At 53.7% G+C, this 19,980-nt stretch carries 16 protein-coding genes; all 16 read left to right on the top strand.

Features of this window, described 5'->3' with window-relative positions; translation table 11 throughout:
• Nucleotide 1 precedes the first annotated feature (1 nt).
• The 16 genes from hisC (at nt 2) to AACY50_RS04920 (ending at nt 19,920) form a co-directional block, all read left to right on the top strand.
• On the top strand, nt 2-1,114 hold the full coding sequence (gene hisC, locus AACY50_RS04995) for a histidinol-phosphate transaminase (protein WP_339493574.1): 1,113 nt from the start codon (nt 2-4) through the stop codon (nt 1,112-1,114).
• A 28-nt stretch (nt 1,115-1,142) separates the two neighbouring features.
• Complete coding sequence (locus AACY50_RS04990) at nt 1,143-3,350, top strand: bifunctional prephenate dehydrogenase/3-phosphoshikimate 1-carboxyvinyltransferase (protein ID WP_339538284.1); 2,208 nt, start codon at nt 1,143-1,145, stop codon at nt 3,348-3,350.
• On the top strand, nt 3,347-4,036 hold the full coding sequence (gene cmk, locus AACY50_RS04985; RefSeq protein WP_339493573.1) for a (d)CMP kinase: 690 nt from the start codon (nt 3,347-3,349) through the stop codon (nt 4,034-4,036). Before AACY50_RS04990 ends, cmk begins: the two co-directional genes overlap by 4 nt.
• 119 nt (nt 4,037-4,155) lie before the next feature.
• Nucleotides 4,156-5,841, top strand: coding sequence for a 30S ribosomal protein S1 (rpsA, locus tag AACY50_RS04980; protein ID WP_221729258.1), 1,686 nt, complete (start codon nt 4,156-4,158; stop codon nt 5,839-5,841).
• A gap of 215 nt (nt 5,842-6,056) precedes the next feature.
• Nucleotides 6,057-6,335 (top strand): hypothetical protein, encoded by a 279-nt coding sequence (locus tag AACY50_RS04975; protein ID WP_339538257.1) that lies wholly within the window; start codon nt 6,057-6,059, stop codon nt 6,333-6,335.
• 153 nt (nt 6,336-6,488) lie between these two features.
• Nucleotides 6,489-6,785, top strand: coding sequence for an integration host factor subunit beta (gene ihfB / locus AACY50_RS04970; RefSeq protein ID WP_003189779.1), 297 nt, complete (start codon nt 6,489-6,491; stop codon nt 6,783-6,785).
• Nucleotides 6,786-6,812: 27 nt separating this feature from the next.
• Nucleotides 6,813-7,052 carry a lipopolysaccharide assembly protein LapA domain-containing protein gene (locus tag AACY50_RS04965; protein WP_339538256.1) on the top strand — a complete coding sequence of 80 codons (240 nt, stop codon included), beginning with the start codon at nt 6,813-6,815 and terminating at the stop codon, nt 7,050-7,052.
• Nucleotides 7,053-7,278: 226 nt separating this feature from the next.
• Nucleotides 7,279-8,355: a dTDP-glucose 4,6-dehydratase gene (rfbB, locus tag AACY50_RS04960; RefSeq protein ID WP_339538255.1), complete on the top strand. Its 1,077-nt coding sequence runs from the start codon at nt 7,279-7,281 to the stop codon at nt 8,353-8,355.
• Entirely contained in the window at nt 8,352-9,245 is an 894-nt protein-coding gene (rfbD, locus tag AACY50_RS04955) for a dTDP-4-dehydrorhamnose reductase (protein ID WP_339538254.1), read from the top strand. Before rfbB ends, rfbD begins: the two co-directional genes overlap by 4 nt.
• Nucleotides 9,242-10,132, top strand: a complete 891-nt coding sequence (gene rfbA, locus AACY50_RS04950) for a glucose-1-phosphate thymidylyltransferase RfbA (protein ID WP_339538253.1) — start codon at nt 9,242-9,244, stop codon at nt 10,130-10,132. Before rfbD ends, rfbA begins: the two co-directional genes overlap by 4 nt.
• 56 nt (nt 10,133-10,188) lie before the next feature.
• Nucleotides 10,189-11,112: a glycosyltransferase gene (locus tag AACY50_RS04945; protein ID WP_339538252.1), complete on the top strand. Its 924-nt coding sequence runs from the start codon at nt 10,189-10,191 to the stop codon at nt 11,110-11,112.
• Entirely contained in the window at nt 11,109-12,062 is a 954-nt protein-coding gene (locus AACY50_RS04940; protein WP_339538283.1) for a UDP-glucose 4-epimerase family protein, read from the top strand. Before AACY50_RS04945 ends, AACY50_RS04940 begins: the two co-directional genes overlap by 4 nt.
• A gap of 432 nt (nt 12,063-12,494) precedes the next feature.
• A complete protein-coding gene (locus AACY50_RS04935) occupies nt 12,495-13,499 on the top strand; it encodes a glycosyltransferase family 2 protein (protein ID WP_339538251.1) in 1,005 nt (334 codons plus the stop codon).
• 118 nt (nt 13,500-13,617) lie between these two features.
• The gene (locus AACY50_RS04930) at nt 13,618-14,436 is read left to right on the top strand and encodes an ABC transporter permease (protein WP_339538250.1); all 819 of its coding nucleotides are present in this window, start codon (nt 13,618-13,620) and stop codon (nt 14,434-14,436) included.
• A complete protein-coding gene (locus tag AACY50_RS04925) occupies nt 14,423-15,733 on the top strand; it encodes an ABC transporter ATP-binding protein (protein ID WP_445261470.1) in 1,311 nt (436 codons plus the stop codon). The genes AACY50_RS04930 and AACY50_RS04925 overlap by 14 nt, the downstream gene beginning before the upstream one ends.
• Nucleotides 15,730-19,920 carry a glycosyltransferase gene (locus AACY50_RS04920; protein WP_339538247.1) on the top strand — a complete coding sequence of 1,397 codons (4,191 nt, stop codon included), beginning with the start codon at nt 15,730-15,732 and terminating at the stop codon, nt 19,918-19,920. Before AACY50_RS04925 ends, AACY50_RS04920 begins: the two co-directional genes overlap by 4 nt.
• The last annotated feature ends 60 nt before the right edge of the window (nt 19,921-19,980 follow it).

The following is a 19,980-nucleotide window of genomic DNA, read 5'->3' as shown; positions in this document are numbered from 1 at the left end:
AATGAGTGGCAACTTCCTCGCTCTGGCACAGCCGGGCGTGCAACAACTCTCGCCGTACGTTCCGGGCAAGCCTGTGGACGAACTGGCGCGCGAGCTGGGTCTGGATCCGGCGAAAATCGTCAAACTGGCCAGCAACGAAAACCCGCTGGGCGCCAGTCCGAAAGCCTTGGCGGCCATCCGCGAAGAGCTGGCTGAGCTGACGCGTTACCCGGACGGCAACGGTTTTGCGTTGAAGTCCCTGCTGGCCGAGCAGTGTCGTGTCGAGCTGAACCAGGTCACTCTGGGCAACGGCTCCAACGATATTCTCGAATTGGTCGCGCGCGCGTACCTGGCGCCGGGCCTTAACGCCGTGTTCAGCGAGCATGCTTTCGCGGTGTACCCGATTGCGACTCAGGCTGTTGGCGCTCAGGCCAAAGTAGTCCCGGCCAAGGATTGGGGGCATGACCTGCCGGCCATGCTCGCGGCCATTGATGCCAATACCCGCGTGGTGTTTATCGCCAACCCGAACAACCCGACCGGTACCTGGTTCGGCGCAGAGGCGCTGGACGAGTTCCTGCAGGACGTTCCGGAGCATGTGCTGGTGGTGCTCGATGAGGCTTATATCGAATACGCCGAAGGCAGCGACTTGCCCGATGGTCTGGATTTCCTGGCGGCGTATCCGAATCTGCTGGTTTCGCGCACCTTCTCCAAGGCATACGGTCTGGCGGCATTGCGCGTGGGTTATGGTCTGTCCACGGCGGTGGTGGCGGACGTGCTGAACCGCGTGCGCCAGCCCTTCAACGTCAACAGCCTGGCCTTGGCTGCGGCCTGTGCAGCGCTGAAGGATGAGGAATATCTGGCGCAAAGCCGTCAGCTCAATGAGGCCGGCATGCAACAACTGCAAGCAGGTTTTCGTGAGTTGGGTTTGCGCTGGATCGAATCCAAAGGCAACTTCGTTTGCGTCGACCTCGGCCAAGTGGCGGCCCCGGTGTTTCAAGGCTTGCTGGCTGAGGGCGTGATCGTGCGTCCGGTGGCTAACTACGGTATGCCGAATCACCTGCGGGTGACCATCGGTCTGCCGGCGGAAAACAGCCGCTTGCTCGAAGCGCTGCGCAAGGTTCTGGCTCGTGGGTGATGTCACTGCGTTGCAATCTGCTGCACCTATGATCGGTCGCCTGGTGGTGGTCGGACTGGGGTTGATCGGTGGTTCATTTGCCAAAGGCTTGCGTGAAAGCGGTATCTGCCGCGAGGTGGTCGGGGTCGATCTCGACCCGCAATCGCGCAAGCTCGCGGTCGAGTTGGGTGTGGTTGATCGCTGCGAAGATGACTTGGTAGCGGCGTGCCGTGGCGCTGACGTGATTCAATTGGCAGTGCCGATTCTGGCCATGGAGAAAGTGCTGGCCCGTCTGGCGGGCATGGATCTGGGGCAGGCGATCCTGACAGATGTCGGTAGCGCCAAGGGCAACGTGGTGCGTGCGGCGACCGAAGCTTTTGGCGGCATGCCGGTGCGGTTCGTGCCGGGGCACCCGATTGCCGGCTCCGAGCAGAGCGGGGTGGAGGCTTCCAACGCTGGATTGTTCCGTCGTCACAAAGTAATTCTGACGCCGCTTGAGCAAACCGACCCGGCCGCGCTGGCTGTTGTTGATCGTCTATGGCGTGAATTGGGTGCCGACGTCGAGCACATGCAAGTCGAGCGCCACGACGAAGTATTGGCCGCAACCAGTCATTTGCCGCACTTGCTGGCCTTCGGTTTGGTCGATTCGTTGGCCAAGCGCAATGAAAACCTTGAGATCTTCCGTTACGCTGCGGGCGGTTTCCGCGATTTCACAAGAATCGCCGGAAGCGACCCGGTGATGTGGCACGACATCTTCCTCGCCAATCGCGAGGCTGTCCTGCGCACACTCGATACATTTCGCAGCGACCTCGACGCCTTGCGCGACGCGGTCGATGCAGGGGATGGGCACCAATTGTTGGGCGTTTTCACACGCGCCCGGGTTGCCCGCGAGCATTTCAGTAAAATCCTGGCCCGCAGGGCCTATGTGGACGCTATGAATTCCAACGATCTGATCTTCCTGGCTCAACCTGGTGGCCGCCTGTCCGGTCGGATTCGCGTACCGGGCGACAAATCGATTTCCCACCGTTCGATCATGCTCGGTTCGCTGGCCGAAGGCGTCACCGAAGTCGAAGGCTTCCTTGAGGGCGAAGACGCCCTGGCGACCTTGCAGGCATTCCGCGATATGGGTGTGGTCATTGAAGGCCCGCACCACGGTCGCGTGACCATTCACGGTGTCGGCCTGCACGGCCTGAAGCCTGCGCCGGGCCCGATCTATCTGGGTAACTCCGGCACGTCGATGCGTCTGCTGTCCGGCCTGCTGGCCGCGCAGAACTTCGACAGCACCCTGACGGGCGATGCTTCGCTGTCCAAGCGTCCAATGAATCGCGTGGCCAATCCGCTGCGTGAAATGGGCGCTGTGATCGAAACCGCGGCTGAAGGTCGTCCGCCGATGACCATTCGTGGCGGGCACAAGCTAAAAGGCCTGACTTACACCATGCCGATGGCCAGTGCTCAGGTGAAGTCCTGCCTGCTGCTTGCCGGCCTGTACGCTGAAGGCAAGACCACCGTCACCGAGCCTGCTCCGACCCGTGACCATACCGAGCGTATGTTGCGCGGTTTCGGTTACTCGGTGTCCGTGGATGGCGCTACGGCTTCGGTCGAGTCCGGCGGCAAACTCACCGCGACTCACATTGAAGTGCCGGGCGACATTTCGTCGTCGGCGTTCTTCCTGGTCGCGGCATCGATCGCTGAAGGTTCGGAGCTGGTGCTCGAACACGTCGGTATCAACCCGACCCGCACTGGCGTGATCGACATCCTGCGCCTGATGGGGGCGGACATCACCCTGGAAAACCAGCGTGAAGTCGGCGGAGAGCCAGTGGCTGACCTGCGCGTGCGAGCAGCTAAACTCAAAGGTATCGAGATTCCTGAAGAGCTGGTTCCGCTGGCCATCGACGAATTCCCGGTGCTGTTCGTGGCGGCGGCGTGTGCCGAAGGCCGTACCGTGCTGACCGGTGCCGAAGAGCTGCGCGTCAAGGAGTCGGATCGCATTCAAGTGATGGCGGACGGCTTGCTGGCACTGGGCGTCAAGTGCCAGCCAACACCGGACGGCATCATCATCGACGGTGGCCAGATTGGCGGCGGCGAAGTGCATGGTCACGGCGATCACCGTATCGCCATGGCTTTCAGTGTGGCCTCCCTGCGCGCCACTGCACCGATCCGCATCCATGATTGCGCCAACGTCGCGACGTCGTTCCCGAACTTCCTCGCGCTGTGCGGGCAGGTCGGTATTCGTGTGGCACAAGAGGCTCAGTCGTGAAAAACATTGCACCGGTCATCACCATCGATGGGCCAAGCGGCTCGGGCAAGGGCACGGTCGCCGGGATTCTGGCCAAGCGTCTGGGCTGGAACCTGCTGGATTCCGGTGCGCTGTATCGCCTGCTGGCATTCGCTGCGCACAACCATGGTGTAGACCTGACCAATGAGGAGCTGCTGAAGAAGCTCGCCGCTCATCTGGATGTGCAGTTCATCGCGGCGACCGACGGTCAGCTGCAGCGCATCATTCTGGAAGGCGATGAAGTCAGCGATGTCATCCGCACTGAAAGCGTCGGTTCCGGCGCCTCTCAGGTGGCGGCATTGCCGGCTGTGCGCGAGGCGCTGCTGCAGCGCCAGCGTGCTTTTCAGGAGGCGCCGGGGCTGGTGGCCGATGGTCGCGACATGGGCACGGTCGTTTTTCCAAGTGCGCCGCTGAAGGTTTTCCTGACCGCCAGTGCCGAGGAGCGGGCGCGCCGCCGATATTTGCAGTTGAAGGGCAAAGTCGAGGGTGTTAGTCTGTCGAGTCTGCTAGATGAGATCCGTGCACGCGACGAGCGTGATACCCAGCGAGCGGTAGCCCCGCTAAAACCGGCGGCTGACGCAATACAGCTGGATTCCACGGAGTTGTCCATCGATCAGGTGCTTGAACGCATCATGAGCGAGATCGCCATTCGCGATATCGCCGGGTGACCAAGAAGGTTGCAGGGGACCAGTCATAGTCCTGCGGCGCTTCTTCTATATGAAACTAACCCACACCGTCTGGGGTGTGGAGATGGGCGTATCCTTCGCCCTCATTTACAGGAATTAAAATGAGCGAAAGCTTTGCGGAACTCTTTGAAGAAAGCCTAAAAACCCTGAACCTTCAGGCAGGCTCCATCATCACCGGTGTTATCGTTGATATCGATTACCAAGCTCGCTGGGTAACCGTTCACGCTGGCCTGAAGTCTGAAGCACTCATCCCGCTTGAGCAGTTCTACAACGACGCTGGCGATCTGACTATCAATGTCGGTGACGAAGTTCACGTTGCGCTGGACTCGGTTGAAGACGGTTTCGGTGAAACCAAGCTGTCCCGTGAAAAAGCCAAGCGCGCTGAATGCTGGATCGTTCTGGAAGCAGCCTTCGCAGCTGAGGAAGTGGTCAAGGGCGTTATCAACGGTAAGGTTAAAGGCGGCTTCACTGTCGACGTTAACGGCATCCGTGCGTTCCTGCCAGGTTCCCTGGTTGACGTCCGTCCAGTGCGCGACACCACGCACCTGGAAGGCAAAGAGCTGGAATTCAAGGTCATCAAGCTGGACCAGAAGCGCAACAACGTTGTCGTTTCCCGTCGCAGCGTCCTGGAAGCCGAGAACTCCGCCGAGCGTGAAGCTCTGCTGGAATCCCTGCAGGAAGGCCAGCAAGTCAAAGGTATCGTCAAAAACCTCACCGATTACGGCGCATTCGTCGATCTGGGTGGCGTGGACGGCCTGCTGCACATCACCGACATGGCCTGGAAGCGCATCAAGCATCCTTCCGAGATCGTCAACGTTGGTGACGAAATCGACGTTAAGGTTCTGAAATACGATCGCGAACGCAACCGTGTTTCCCTGGGCCTGAAGCAACTGGGCGAAGATCCATGGGTTGCTATCAAAGCCCGTTACCCAGAAAGCACTCGCGTTACCGCTCGTGTAACCAACCTGACCGACTACGGCTGCTTCGCTGAGCTGGAAGAAGGCGTTGAAGGTCTGGTACACGTTTCGGAAATGGACTGGACCAACAAAAACATCCACCCTTCGAAAGTCGTACAAGTCGGCGACGAAGTGGAAGTTATGGTTCTGGACATCGACGAAGAGCGTCGTCGTATCTCCCTGGGCATCAAGCAGTGCAAATCTAACCCATGGGAAGATTTCTCTGGCCAGTTCAACAAGGGCGATAAAATCTCCGGCACCATCAAGTCGATCACCGATTTCGGTATCTTCATTGGTCTGGACGGCGGCATCGACGGTCTGGTTCATCTGTCCGACATCTCCTGGAACGAAGTGGGCGAAGAAGCCGTACGTCGTTTCAAGAAGGGCGACGAACTGGACACCGTTATCCTGTCGGTTGACCCAGAGCGCGAGCGTATCTCCCTGGGTATCAAGCAACTGGAAAGCGATCCGTTCTCCGAGTACGTCTCGGTTAACGACAAAGGCGCAATCGTTACTGGCACCGTGAAAGAAGTTGACGCCAAAGGCGCCATCATCGTTCTGGCTGACGACATCGAAGCGACCCTGAAAGCCTCCGAAATCAGCCGTGACCGCGTTGAAGACGCGCGCAACGTGCTGAAAGAAGGCCAGGAAGTTGAAGCCAAGATCATCAGCGTTGACCGCAAGAGCCGCGTAATCCAGCTCTCGATCAAGTCGAAAGACGACGCTGAAGAGAAAGAAGCAATCCAGAGCCTGAAAGAGACTCCGGAAGCTGCTACCGGCGAAACCACCATGGCGGCACTGCTGCGCCAGGCAATGGCCAAACAGAACTAAGTTCTGCTTGATCATTAAAAAGGGCGACTTAGGTCGCCCTTTTTTGTGCCTGCGATTTGATGAGTCCTGGTTTTCTTCTGCGCGAATCAGTGCTGCCTGTGAAACCATTCCAGTCGCCAGATTGTCTGTTTCTTTAATGGGATCAATCGCCTATTCGCGACTAAGCTTGGTCTTAAGCGTGTAGTAGTCGGGCGTTGCCTGGCATAAGGAAGTGGATGAACAAGCTTATTGTCCTCATAGCGGTACTGGTTTTTGCAGGCTGTACTACAAATGCCAAGACCCATGCGGTGCGTGGTGTCAGCGGCATTGAAGTTGATTGCTCTGGGCTGGGCTCTGGCTGGGAGAGGTGTCAAAAGCGAGCGGCGAAGGAGTGTAAGGGGGCGGGTTACAAGGTGATCACTCGATCTGATGATGCCAAAGACGAAGATGAGTTTCCGTTTGGTTTCAATCCTGCTGGGTACGTGACCCGGACCATGCTGGTGATATGCCGTTGAGCGTGGGGTGATCCTGGCGAGTGAGTTTATGCCCTGAAAGCGGGCGTTTCAGCGCTGAAGAAGATATGTCAATCCCTGGGCTGTTCAAAATCTTCCGGGCATGCTAAAACCTTTCAAGCGCTGATCTAGCTGCTTGAAAAAGAAGGGAAAAATATGACGAAGTCGGAGTTGATCGAACGAATTGTCACCCATCAAGGGCTGCTCTCATCCAAGGATGTGGAGTTGGCCATCAAGACCATGCTTGAACAAATGTCCCAGTGTCTGGCCACTGGTGATCGCATCGAGATCCGTGGGTTCGGCAGCTTCTCCCTGCACTACCGTGCGCCGCGCGTTGGTCGCAATCCAAAGACCGGCCAGTCTGTAAGTCTGGATGGAAAATTCGTTCCGCATTTCAAGCCGGGTAAAGAATTGCGTGATCGAGTGAACGAGGAAGAGGAGGAGGGGGTTTGACAGTCGCTATCTCTCAAGGAGTTACTCATGCGTAACCTCAAGCGCATACTTCTTGGCGTTTTTATTCTTTTGCTGGTGTTGGTGATTCTGGCGTTTGTTCTGGAAAATCAGCAATCGGTGTCGTTATTGTTTCTAGGCTTTTCCGGGCCTCAATTGCCGGTCTCGCTGGTAGTGGTTTTGGCATTGCTCATCGGTATGTTGATTGGCCCGATACTAGGCTGGTTTCTGGGACGTTCGTCCAGGGCGGCACGCAAACGAATTGTCTGAAAACGACAGGTGCATGGCATCTGTCGAAATTGCGCCTCAGCCTGTCTATATCCATTAGTAAAACGTTCATTAAGCTGTAAAATGCAGCCCTTGTTCGATAGTGGCACATTCCCACATCGATTCAGACTGACTCTGACAGAAGCCACAGGTTTTGATGGTTTCTGCATTCATGGATTAGGCGGTGATCGTTGGTGTCACTGTCCGCAGCTCAAGGGTATGGTTTCGCGTGAAAATTCTAGTTACCGGCGGCGCCGGGTTCATCGGCTCGGCAGTCATCCGTCACATCATTTCCAATACCACCGACTCAGTCGTTAACGTCGATAAGCTGACTTACGCCGGTAACCTGGAGTCGTTGGCTGAAGTGAGCCAGGATCCTCGTTATGCTTTCGAGCGCGTCGATATCTGCGACCGCGATCAAATCGACCGTGTCCTGCGTGAACACCAACCCGATGCCATCATGCACCTGGCTGCAGAGTCCCATGTCGATCGTTCGATTTCGGGCCCATCTGAATTCATCCAGACCAACATCATCGGCACCTACACCTTGCTGGAAGCTGCGCGCCACTATTGGGCAGCGCTAGACGATGCACGTAAAGCCAACTTCCGCTTTCACCATATTTCGACTGATGAAGTTTACGGAGACCTCGAAGGTCCGGAAGACCTATTCACTGAAACCACGCCTTATCAGCCAAGCTCGCCATACTCGGCCAGCAAGGCAAGTTCCGATCACCTGGTTCGCGCCTGGAGCCGTACTTTCGGCTTGCCGACCCTGGTCACCAACTGCTCAAACAACTATGGCCCGTGCCATTTTCCTGAGAAGTTGATCCCGCTGATCATTCTTAATGCCCTGGAAGGCAAGCCGCTGCCGGTCTATGGCAAAGGCAATCAGGTCCGTGATTGGCTCTACGTCGAAGATCACGCCCGGGCACTGTACAAAGTCGTAACCGAAGGTGTTATCGGCGAGACGTACAACATCGGTGGCCATAACGAAAAGCAAAACATCGAAGTGGTGCATACCCTATGCGCACTGCTCGACGAATTGCGTCCCGATTCTGCTCACCGTCCACATGCCAGCCTGATCACTTACGTTCAGGACCGCCCGGGCCACGATCAGCGTTACGCAATCGACGCCAGCAAAATCCAGCGTGAGCTGGGTTGGACGCCGGAAGAGACCTTTGAAACCGGCATCCGCAAAACGGTCGAGTGGTACCTCAACAACACTGAATGGGTCGCTCATGTGAAGAGCGGTAGCTATCAGCAGTGGATCGATCAGAACTACGCAGATCGTTCGAACAAGGCATGAAAATCCTCCTGTTCGGAAAAAACGGCCAGGTGGGCTGGGAGCTGCAGCGCTCCCTCGCGCCGCTGGGTGAATTAATCGCCCTGGACCGTCATGCAGTCGATGGTTTGTGTGGTGATCTGTCCGATCTCGACGCTTTGCGCACAACGATCCGTCAGGTCAAACCTGACGTCATCGTCAACGCTGCGGCCTACACGGCCGTCGATAAAGCTGAGTCCGAGACTGAACTGGCTGACCGTGTGAACGGTCAGGCAAGCCAAGTCATGGCCGAAGAGTCCAAGACCTTGGGTGCTTGGCTGATTCACTATTCGACTGACTACGTCTTCAGCGGCCTGGGCTCTGCTCCGTGGCAAGAGTCAGACACAGTCGCCCCGGTGAATCACTACGGCGCCAGTAAACTGGCTGGTGAACAGGCGATTACCGCGTCGGGCTGCAAGCATCTGATCTTCCGCACCAGCTGGGTCTATGGCGCTCGCGGTAACAACTTCGCCAAAACCACGCTGCGTCTGGCCAAGGATCGCGAAACCTTGAGCGTCATCGCCGACCAGATCGGAGCCCCGACGGGTGCAGACCTGATTGCTGACGTGACCGCGCTGGCCATCCAGCAAGTTCTGCCGCGTCCCGAGCTGTCGGGCATGTATCACTTGGCGGCCAGTGGTGAAGTGTCGTGGCACGGCTATGCTAGCCATGTGATCGGTTTCGCCCATGCCAACGGCGAGCAGCTCGCCGTCACGGCGATCAATCCGATTGAAACGACGGCTTATCCGACACCTGCGCGCCGCCCTCTGAATTCGCGATTGAATACCCAGAAGCTGCGTGACAATTTTTCTCTGCACTTGCCGGATTGGCAAAGTGGTGTAACCCGAATGCTTAGGGAAGTTCTGAATAAATGAGCACGACAAATCGTAAAGGCATCATCCTCGCTGGCGGCTCGGGTACGCGCCTGCATCCGTTGACCCTCGGCGTGTCCAAACAGATGCTGCCGATCTACGACAAGCCGATGATCTTCTATCCGCTGTCGGTGCTGATGCTGGCGGGTATGCGTGAAGTCCTGATTATCTCCACGCCAGAAGACTTGCCATGTTTCCGCAAGCTGCTGGGTGACGGCAGCGTGTACGGCATCAAGCTGACCTATGCCGAACAACCTAGTCCGGACGGTCTGGCACAAGCCTTCATCATTGGCGAAGAGTTCATTGGTAAAGATCCTTGCTGCCTGATCCTGGGAGACAACATCTTCTACGGTCAGCACTTCTCCGATAACTTGCGTTCCGCCAGCTCTCAACAGCATGGCGCTACTGTATTTGGCTACCACGTCTCCGATCCGGAGCGCTTCGGTGTTGTTGAGTTCGACAAAAGCGGTCGGGCGCTGAGCATTGAAGAGAAACCGCTGAAACCAAAATCCAACTATGCCGTGACCGGCCTGTACTTCTACGACAACGATGTTGTCGAGATCGCCAAGAGCATTAAGCCGTCCGAGCGTGGCGAACTGGAAATCACCGACGTTAACCGTGCATACCTCGAGCGGAAGACGCTCAATGTCGAAATGCTGGGCCGTGGCTTCGCCTGGCTCGATACCGGTACCCATGATTCGCTGCTGGAAGCCAGTCACTTCGTGCACACCATCGAACAGCGCCAAGGCCTGAAAGTGGCTTGCCTGGAAGAGATTGCGTACAACAATGGTTGGATCACTGACGAGCAGCTAGGCGCTCAAGCCAATGCCCTTAAGAAGACTGGCTACGGTCAGTACTTGCAGAAGCTGCTGGACTCGCCTTCCCACTGATTCGAACGCTCAATCTTTTCGAGCAGTAGCGTTTAACCGGTGCAAGCAGGAATGGCATGCCAGTAAAACATCCCAAGGTTGCGGTTTTGCTGGCTGCCTACAATGGCATGCAGTGGATCGAGGAGCAGTTGGCCTCGATCCTCGGCCAGTCAGGGGTCGACGTAACCGTTCATATCAGTATCGACCCCTCTACTGACGGTACGGAAGCGTGGTGCGCGGCTTACGCCGCTCAGCAACCAGGCGTTATTGTGCTGCCCGCTGCTGGCACCTTCGGCGGCGCTTCACGTAATTTTTTCAGGTTGGTTCGCGATGTCGATTTTGAAGGGTACGACTATGTTGCCTTTGCCGATCAGGATGACGTATGGCACGTGGATAAGCTTCAGCGTGCGACCCATGCAATTCAGTCCCGCAAAGTAGAGGCGTACTCCAGCAATGTCACCGCTTTTTGGCCGGACGGCAGAACGCAGTTGCTGGACAAGGCTCAACCTCAGGTTGCGTGGGACTTCCTTTTTGAAGCTGCTGGGCCAGGTTGCACATATGTAATGAGCCAGAAAATGGTGGCACCTTTAAAGACCTCCATGTTGGTCAATTGGGCTGACCTGCAAGGTGTCAGCCTGCATGACTGGTACTGCTACGCCTTTGCGCGCAGCCAAGGTTTTGGTTGGTTTATCGATCCGCAGCCTTCCATGCAGTACCGCCAGCATGAACGAAATCAGGTTGGGGCCAATACTGGTATCAGCCCGTTGATCGCGCGCTACAAGATGATCCATGACGGCTGGTGGTTTTCCCAAGTGCGGATGATTGCTTGTCTGGTAGGGCGGGGCGATGACCCCTTTGTACGACAGTGGTTGTCGCTAGGACGCTTGCAGTTGCTGAGGCTGTCACTGAGTGCGTGGAAATGTCGTCGGCGAACCCGGGATAAGGTGTTCTTTTTTTGTATTTGTTGCGCCACCGCTGTGATTGGGAAAAAAGCCAAATGAAAGGTCCTCGGGTTTTAGTAACGGGAGCCACCGGGTTTGTAGGCGAAGCTATTGTGTTCCGGTTGTTGCTCGACAAGGTGTTCACCCCTGTCGCTGCCGTGCGTGGCGAGACCCGATTGGGTGGGCTGTGTAGTGTTGTGCCCTTCGACCTGAGTGACAAAATCGCGCTGCCTTCCTTGGCGGGGGTTCAAGTAGTTATTCATTGCGCGGCTCGGGTGCACGTGATGAATGACGCGGCGTCAGATCCGCTTGCGCAGTTTCGTAAGATCAATGTGGAGGGGACCGTTCGACTGGCTCGCAAGGCCGCCGAATCGGGTGTTAAGCGGTTCATCTTCATCAGTTCGATCAAAGTCAACGGTGAAGGGACCTTGCCGGGTGTGCCGTTCAAGGCTGACGATCAACCTGCCCCCGCTGATCCGTACGGAGTGTCGAAGAAGGAGGCTGAAGACGCTCTGCGACAAGTCAGTCGGAATACCGGAATGGAGGTTGTCATTATCCGGCCGCCACTGGTGTACGGTCACGGTGTTAAAGCCAATTTTCTAAGCATGATGCGTTGGCTGGACAAGGGAGTGCCGCTACCGCTGGGTGCGCTAAATAACCGTCGCAGTCTAGTGGCAATTGGCAATCTGGTGGATCTGGCTGTCACTTGCATCTCTCATCCTGATGCCGCAAACCAGACGTTTCTGGTGAGTGATGGTGAGGACTTGTCTACAACGCAGCTGCTTCGACGCATGGCTGGTGCGCTGAAGGTGCGCGCGTATTTGTTGCCTGTGCCGGAAGCGGCGTTGCGTCTCGGAGCATCGCTACTAGGCAAGCACGCAATGGCGCAAAGGTTGTGTGGTTCATTGCAGGTGGATATTGAGAAGACATGTTCAATTTTGGGATGGTTGCCACCAGTGAGTGTGGACAGGGCATTGCAGAACACTGCTTCTCATTACTCTGCAAAGTGAAATCGTTGAGTGTGGTGGGGGCGGTGTGAACCTGTGCTTGTTCGGGGCGCTACGGAGTGAATCAAGCGATGCAGCTGCCCCATTTTGCTTGGTTTTAGTCATTGGCATATTGCCACCCTTTTGCCAATCGGGGGCACTTGATACCCTATACAAGCGTGCCGTCAGAACTCCCCAGCTGGATTTTCAGCTCTACTGAATACGATTTACATACGGATTCTCTTTACCTTCCTTTTTCTTCGCTTGGGCTACCTGAAGCGATGATGTCACTGGGCTATCAAATCGCAATGGCTAGTCGTTATAATGACAAATTTTGCGCAGTCGGGAGCGGCTCATGAGAAGAGCATGTGAGGCTGATTCTGCTGGTCGAGCGCATTTCTATGTCGAACGAACCAACGTCGTCATTTTTTTATCTTTAACGCAATGGAGTGCTCGGTGGTAGCCCCTCTTCTGCTAGTTGTTCAGAAAAACGAATCAAGCTCCGGCGACGGTGGTATCCCTCTGGGGGAAAACACGCGATTGGAGCGCGTTACGGTACTGATGTGTACCTACAACGGTGAGCGCTTTCTGGCCGAACAGCTTGACTCGATCGCTCGTCAAACTTACTCCGAGTGGAATGTTGTGGTGTCTGATGACGGCTCAACCGACTCGACACTGGAAATCCTGAGTCAATACAGCGAATCCTGGGGGGAGGGGAAGCTAACCGTTCGCCAAGGGCCGAAGCGCGGCTTTGCCGCGAACTTCATGTCGGTCACTTGCGATGAGCCCGCCGAATCACATTTTTATGCCTGGGCAGACCAGGATGACATTTGGCAGGACAACAAGCTGGAGACTGCGTTGCAGTTGTTGCAGGCAGTGCCGAGGGATATCCCGGCGCTGTATTGCGCTCGTACCGAATTGATCAGCGATACCGGTGCAATTATTGGTTGCTCTCCATTGTTTGGGCGGCCGGTCAGTTTCGCTAATGCACTCGTGCAGAGTATTGGTGGGGGGAACACCATGGTGTTCAATCGAGTGGCCCGGGAGCTTTTTCAGAACGCTGGATCGCATCTGGAGATCGTTTCCCATGACTGGTGGGCTTATCTGCTTGTTTCCGGTGCGGGCGGGCAGGTTTTTTATGACCAGTCCCCCACCATCCTCTATAGGCAGCACGAGGCGAACCTGATCGGCTCCAACTCAGGCATGCGTGCACGCTTGATGAGATTACAAATGATGTTCAGTGGGCGTTTCCGTGGCTGGAATCAACAAAATATCGCGGCTCTGGACTCCATTCATACTCGACTGAGTCAAGAAAGCCAGCTGACGCTGGAACAATTTAAAAAGGCGCGTAGCTCTAGGGGTATTGCCCGCTTCATTTGGCTAAGGCGATCCAGGGTCTACCGGCAGACACGTTGGGGCAACCTTGGGCTGATACTGGCCGCAGTATTCAATAGAATCTGATGCATATTCGAGCCTAGAAGGCTCCTTCGGGAATTTTTCTGTAGGCATTAAGTAGTATTTGAACAAGAGAGTTTACTGATGAAGTTCATCTCCCTCGATTTTTTTAGGTGTGCGCTTAATGCTTAATTTTTCCACGTCGCCAAAGGAAATGGTCAATAGCTTTTGGCGCAACCGGAGTCTCATAAAGGCTCTCGTGCAGCGAGAGGTTGTAGGGCGCTATCGTGGGTCGTTCATGGGGATTCTTTGGTCGTTTTTTAACCCCGTGTTTATGTTGGTTGTCTATACATTCGTGTTCAGTGTCGTCTTCAAGGCCCGCTGGAGTGGTGGTAGCGACTCGAAAACCGAATTCGCGCTTATCCTGTTCGCTGGGTTGATCGTTTTCAATCTTTTTGCCGAATGTTTTAATCGTAGCCCGACGCTGATTCTTTCGAATGCAAACTATGTGAAAAAAGTGGTATTCCCCCTGGAGATTCTTCCTTGGATCACGGTGGGCTCGGCACTGTTTCATATGATCATCAGTTTGACGGTTTGGTTACTGGCCTATCTGATATTGTTTGGTGCTCCTCATCTGACGGTGTTGTTGTTTCCCCTGGTTATTTTGCCATTGCTTCTATTGATTATGGGGTTGACGTGGGCGCTAGCCTCGCTTGGAGTATATTTGAGGGATGTTGCGCAGTTTATTGGAATTTTGACCACTGTTCTGATGTTCCTTTCTCCAATATTCTATCCGGCAAGTGCACTTCCGGAAAAATACCAGCATTTGCTTATGTTGAATCCCCTCACGCCGGCTATTGAATATGCGCGGGATATCTTGTTTTGGGGGAAGATGCCTGATTTTACTGTGTTGGGTGTCTACCTGTTAGGCTCTACATTGATTGCATGGTTGGGGTTTGCATGGTTTCAGAAAACTCGGAAAGGATTTGCTGATGTCATCTGAAATCGCTATTAAAGTTCAGAATCTCAGCAAGTGCTATGAGATTTATGACAAGCCGCGAGACCGATTGCTTCAGATGCTCAGTCGCGGCAAGAAAAAGTATTGCCGAGAGTTTTGGGCACTTCGTGATGTTTCATTCGAAATACGTAAGGGTGAAACAGTTGGCATTGTCGGTCGCAATGGCAGCGGTAAGTCGACATTGCTGCAGATTCTGTGCGGCACACTGAATCCGACCAGTGGCACCGTAGAAACACACGGTCGAATTGCTGCTTTGCTTGAGTTGGGTTCGGGCTTCAATCCAGAGTTTACAGGACGTGAGAACGTTTACTTAAATGCCTCTATCCTCGGGTTAAGCAAAGAAGAAATAGATGAGAAATACGATGCGATTATAGAATTTGCTGATATTGGTGAGTTTATCAATCAGCCCGTAAAGACCTATTCAAGTGGTATGTTGGTGCGGCTTGCCTTTTCTGTTCAAGCCCAAGTGGAACCTGATATTCTCATTGTCGACGAGGCTTTGGCGGTTGGCGATGCCAAGTTTCAGGCACGTTGCTTTGATCGTCTGAAGAAGCTTAAGGAAAATGGCACAAGCATATTGTTGGTTACCCATTCCAGTGAACAAATTGTTACTCACTGCGATCACGCCTTCTTATTGAATGATGGCTTACAACTGGAAGAGGGCGAGCCACGAAAAGTAGTGAATCGTTATTTGGATCTGCTCTTTGGTAAAACCCAGAAGTCAGCCTCGGTTGAAAGTGCGGAAGAGGGCAGCGAACTGACGTCCTATAAGACGCCTGAAGGCGGTGCGGACGTGTTTGAAACGCACCCCAACTACAATCCGAACGAATATAGATGGGGCGATCGATCGGCAACGATTATCGACTTCCATTTGAGTGCGGCCGGCCTCGACTATCCGATCGCGGTAGATACCGGCGCTCAGGTCAAGCTTTCAGTGTTTGTGAGGTTCGACACCGACTTGGTATGCCCGATCCTGGGGATGACTATAAAAACCAAGGAAGGCGTTACCGTCTACGGCGTCAATACCGAAAGCCTGGATTGCCTAGAGTTTAGGACCTGTGGCCAGAAAGGCGAAATCGTCGAAGCAGAAGTATTTATTTCCTGTGATCTGGCACCTGGTGACTACTTCATATCATTGGGCATTTCGACCAAGGATGGGGAGGAGGTTACTCCGCGAGATAGGCGTTACGACTCGATTCACCTCCAGGTTCGTCCGACAGATAAGTTCTTTGGGCTTGTAAATCTAGATTCCAGCATTCGTGCGAAGAAGGTTTCAAATTGAATATTTTATTGAAGCAAGCGGGCTATCAACTGAATGAGGAGCTCAAGATCTGGTCCAGGCCGGATTATGCGAGTATCAATTATAGTGATGGTGATAGCACCGAACTGCGCATAAAATTCTTGATTGATCAAGCAAGCGACGTGAGTGTCTTTTCAGACGAATTGCGGAAGTCGTGTACGGATTGGCCATCGCTTTATTATCTTTCGAGTACTCGATCCAATTTACTTCGTGTATTTGACGCCGATCTTTCCGGGGATATTCTCGAAATCGGTGCGGGTTGCGGAGCGATTACCCGTTATCTTGGGGAGCAAGGCGGACGGGTGCTGGCGTTGGAAGGCAGTAGCCGAAGAGCTAGCATTGCCCGGGCACGAACGAGGGATTTGCCGAACGTCTCTGTTCTGGCGGAGTCGTTCGAAAGTTTTAATATCGATACAAAATTTGATGTCATTACCCTGATCGGCGTATTCGAATACGCCAATCTCTTTATTTCGGGTGATAACCCGGGATCAAGAATGCTTCAAAAAGTGCGCTCACTGCTAAAGCCTGACGGACTGCTGATTGTCGCCATCGAGAATCAGCTAGGCTTGAAATACTTTGCAGGCGCGCCTGAAGATCATGTGGCTGCCCCGATGTATGGCGTTGAAGGTCGCTATAACAGTTCAACGCCGCAAACTTACGGCAAGCAGGTGCTGACGTCGCTCCTCGCAGAAGCCGGTTTCGCATCAAGCGAATTCTTTGCCCCTTTTCCTGATTACAAGCTACCCGTGTCAATTGTGACTGAAGAGGGCTTCAAGGCGCCTGGCTTCGACGCTTCTGCCTTCGCTTGGCAAAGTGTTCAGCGTGATCCACAGCTTCCTGAGCTTTGCACGTTTTCCCTTGAGTTGGCGTGGCCGCAGATCTTTAAAAATGGTCTTGGCATGGACTTGTCCAACTCGTTCTTGATTGGCGCTTCGCCTGTGTCTCGCAAGACATTGGATGCGGGAACATTAGCGTTTCATTACAGCAGCGACCGACGTTCGAACTACTGCAAGCGTTCCGAGTTCAGGAAGGGCCCGCTTAATACAATCAATGTGCACTATAAAAAACTCGGGAAGTCGGGCGGTGTGCCATCCAGCGATCAACCTGTCGTTGAGTTCAATCTGAGCGAGTCAGAGCCCTATATAAACGGATTTGTACTGTCCACAAAACTGATTGATATTGTCAATGCTGAAGGTTGGACGTACTCCAGAGTTGGCGACTTCCTGAAAAGTTATGTTTCGATATTGAATGAAATTTCGGGCTGCTCGGAGAGCATCCTAGACCTGCTTCCTGGATCCATGATCGATGCCGTGCCACAGAATATCGTTGTCGATAAAAGCGGCAAGCCAGAGCTGATTGACAAGGAGTGGTCGTTAATCAAGAACTTCCGTCTCGAATTCTTGCTCTTCAGGGCGTTGCTTCAGTTGCTTGGTTCGATCAGTCGCTTTAGCAAAAGCGCTGAGGCGGGACCTTTCACAAAGAAAGCCTTCGTTTTTGCCGCGTGCGAAGCCGCTGGCTACGCTATTGATGACGACGACATAAAAGAGTTTTTGTTACTTGAGTCTTCTATCCAGAACGCCATCAATGGGCGCAGCCCAGTCGAGTTTTTAACGTGGGGTGAGGATCAGGTTATCGTTGAAGACAATCTGTTTTCGGCATTCAATAAATCGCAAACCTCTCTAGCATCGAGCGCCATTGCGCAAAGTGCTGCCGAGCTGGAAATCGAAAGATTATTGGCGGAACTTGCTGAGGTAGGTTCGGCGTATAACGACGTGATCAATTCCAGCTCTTGGTTTATTACCAAACCTTTCCGGTTTTTGGTTCGTTCGTTGCGCAATGGTAAAGGAAGTTTTCGCAGTAACCTGGAGCGTTCCAAGCTTGCTGCAACAGCTTACCTACGGGGGCAGGAGCTGACGAGGCCGGTGCCAGAGTCAGAAAGCTATGTACTGGAAGCCCCCATTGAGCGTGCCCGCGCCGTTAGTGTGATCTTGCCTATCTATAAAGATGTCGAGATGACAAAGCGATGCATTTTGGCGGCGATGCCCGGTATTACCACATTCGCTGATTCGAAACTCATTGCCATCAACGACGCTAGTCCGGATGCAGGCATGCAGGACATGCTGCTTGAGTTGCAGCAACAATGGCCTGATGTGTTAACAGTTCTTGAAAATGAAGTAAATTTGGGCTTTGTTAAAACCGTCAATCGTGGAATGCGCCATGCTCCGCAGGATGATGTCGTCTTTCTGAACAGTGACGTAATTGTTCCAACTGATTGGCTGACTCGACTGACTGCCGAAGCCTACATCTCGCAGAATATTGGTACGGTTACTCCATTTTCGAATAACGCAACGATTTGTAGTTTTCCGGCATTTCTTTTTGAAAACGAATCTGCTTTCGGGCTGAGCGTAGAACAGATCGATGCTGTGTTTTCCGGGTCGCGCCTGCCGAATGTCAAAGCCCCTACTGGCGTTGGGTTCTGCATGTATGTTCGCAGAGATTGTCTTGACGTAATTGGCCTATTGAACGAGGAGAAATTCGGTAGGGGCTATGGGGAAGAGAATGATCTATGTCAGCGTGCGATCAAAGCTGGTTGGCTGAACATCATTACTCCCAACTTGTACGCGTTCCATGAGGGCGGCGTTAGTTTTTCATCATCCAAGCAAGCATTGACCGAGCATGCTTCCAAGGCCATTGCTGAGCTTCACCCCGAATACCATCTGGATATACAGAGGTTCATTGCAGTAGATCCGTTAAAATCTGTCAGAGTGAAACGACTGGTCCAACTTATTTCTGTACTGGACCGACCCAAGATTTTGCAGATTTCTCATGAGGCGGGTGGTGGTGTTGAACAGCATCTTGAAGAGTTGGCGGAATCCATTGAACCGAACGCTTACTGTCTGTTCCTTACCCCTCATAAAGGGCAGGGAGCGGTTGCTCTGCGCATGGGGAACTTCCCCGGTGCCGACGTACTGATGTTCCGATTGCCAGAAGAGCACCCACGGCTTGTGGCGTTTCTTGAAGGCTGTGGAGTTAACTTTGTTCATTTTCACCATTCGCTTGGTTTGAACAACGAATTGTTCGACTTGCCGGCCCAGCTCGGTACCGAATATGCATTGACCGTTCATGATTATTACTGGCTTTGCGGGAATCCAACCCTGACCAATGAACAAGGAGTCTATGCTGGTCAGTATGTCGATGGCACCGTCAACCCTAACTTCCTGTTACCCGAGGGTATCTCCACTGAGTTGTGGCGCGATCAATTGCGAGGCTTCATCGAGAGCGCAAAAACAATTGTTTTCCCTTCCGAGTACACACTGGCGATTTATAAACAGCATTACGCGTTACGTAACCCTGTAGTGGCTGCGCACGTGGAAGAAAAACGTGCAATCAGTTCGGCGGTATCCTCCGTGCCCCTCAAATTCCGCTACAACGTGGGTGTTATTGGTGCATTGGGTAAGGAAAAAGGTGCGGATTATCTGGAGCAAATTGCGGAAAAAGCAGCCAGTGTCAACGCGCCGTTGAACTTTAGACTCATCGGCTTCGGCTACAGAGAGCTTAAAGGTATTCTCAACACAGGTCGTTACGACTCGCACCGCTTAAGTTCTCTCATTACCGAGAGCGATTTTGACTTGATTTTGTTTCCGAGCCAGTGCCCTGAAACTTACAGCTACACGCTAAGTTATGCATTGGAGTCAGGCCTGCCAATTATTGCTCCTGATATCGGTGCGTTCCCTGAGCGCCTCTCCGGCAGAGATCATACGCTCGTGTACCAATACGGTACCGAACCCGCTGCGCTGGTGGCTGAAATAAATGAGTTCGTGAAAAAACTCGCAGCTGGAGAGAATGTCACTGCACCGCAGCATGCCAATAGTTTGCTCGATCGAACGTTTTATACGTCTACATATACAACGATGTGTGGCTCGAATTTTAATGCTGAAAAACTGCCAAAAAGTACTGCTGTCGAGCTACCGGAATTTCGAGTTTCGTCGATGGCATCAGAAGCACCGCTAACAACCAAAGAGATCGCTCTTTTGGCTCTTTGGACGCTATACCGTAATCCTCGCATGCAGCGACTTAGCAATGTCGTGCCGTATGGCGTCAGGCAAAAGATCAAGAGAGTGCTTACCAGGCGACCTCTGCATGAAATAGTAGATATACATAAACGGTGAAGCTGTGTAGCCGTCTTATTGTCTGCCAAGTCCAGCAATAAGACGGCCTTTAATCAGTTC

Origin of the sequence: Pseudomonas sp. RA_15y_Pfl2_54 (assembly GCF_963971015.1) — a bacterium.
Taxonomy (GTDB): domain Bacteria; phylum Pseudomonadota; class Gammaproteobacteria; order Pseudomonadales; family Pseudomonadaceae; genus Aquipseudomonas; species Aquipseudomonas baetica_A.
The sequence above is the reverse complement of the archived record's forward strand: the minus strand, read 5'-3'. Positions and strand labels throughout refer to the sequence as shown.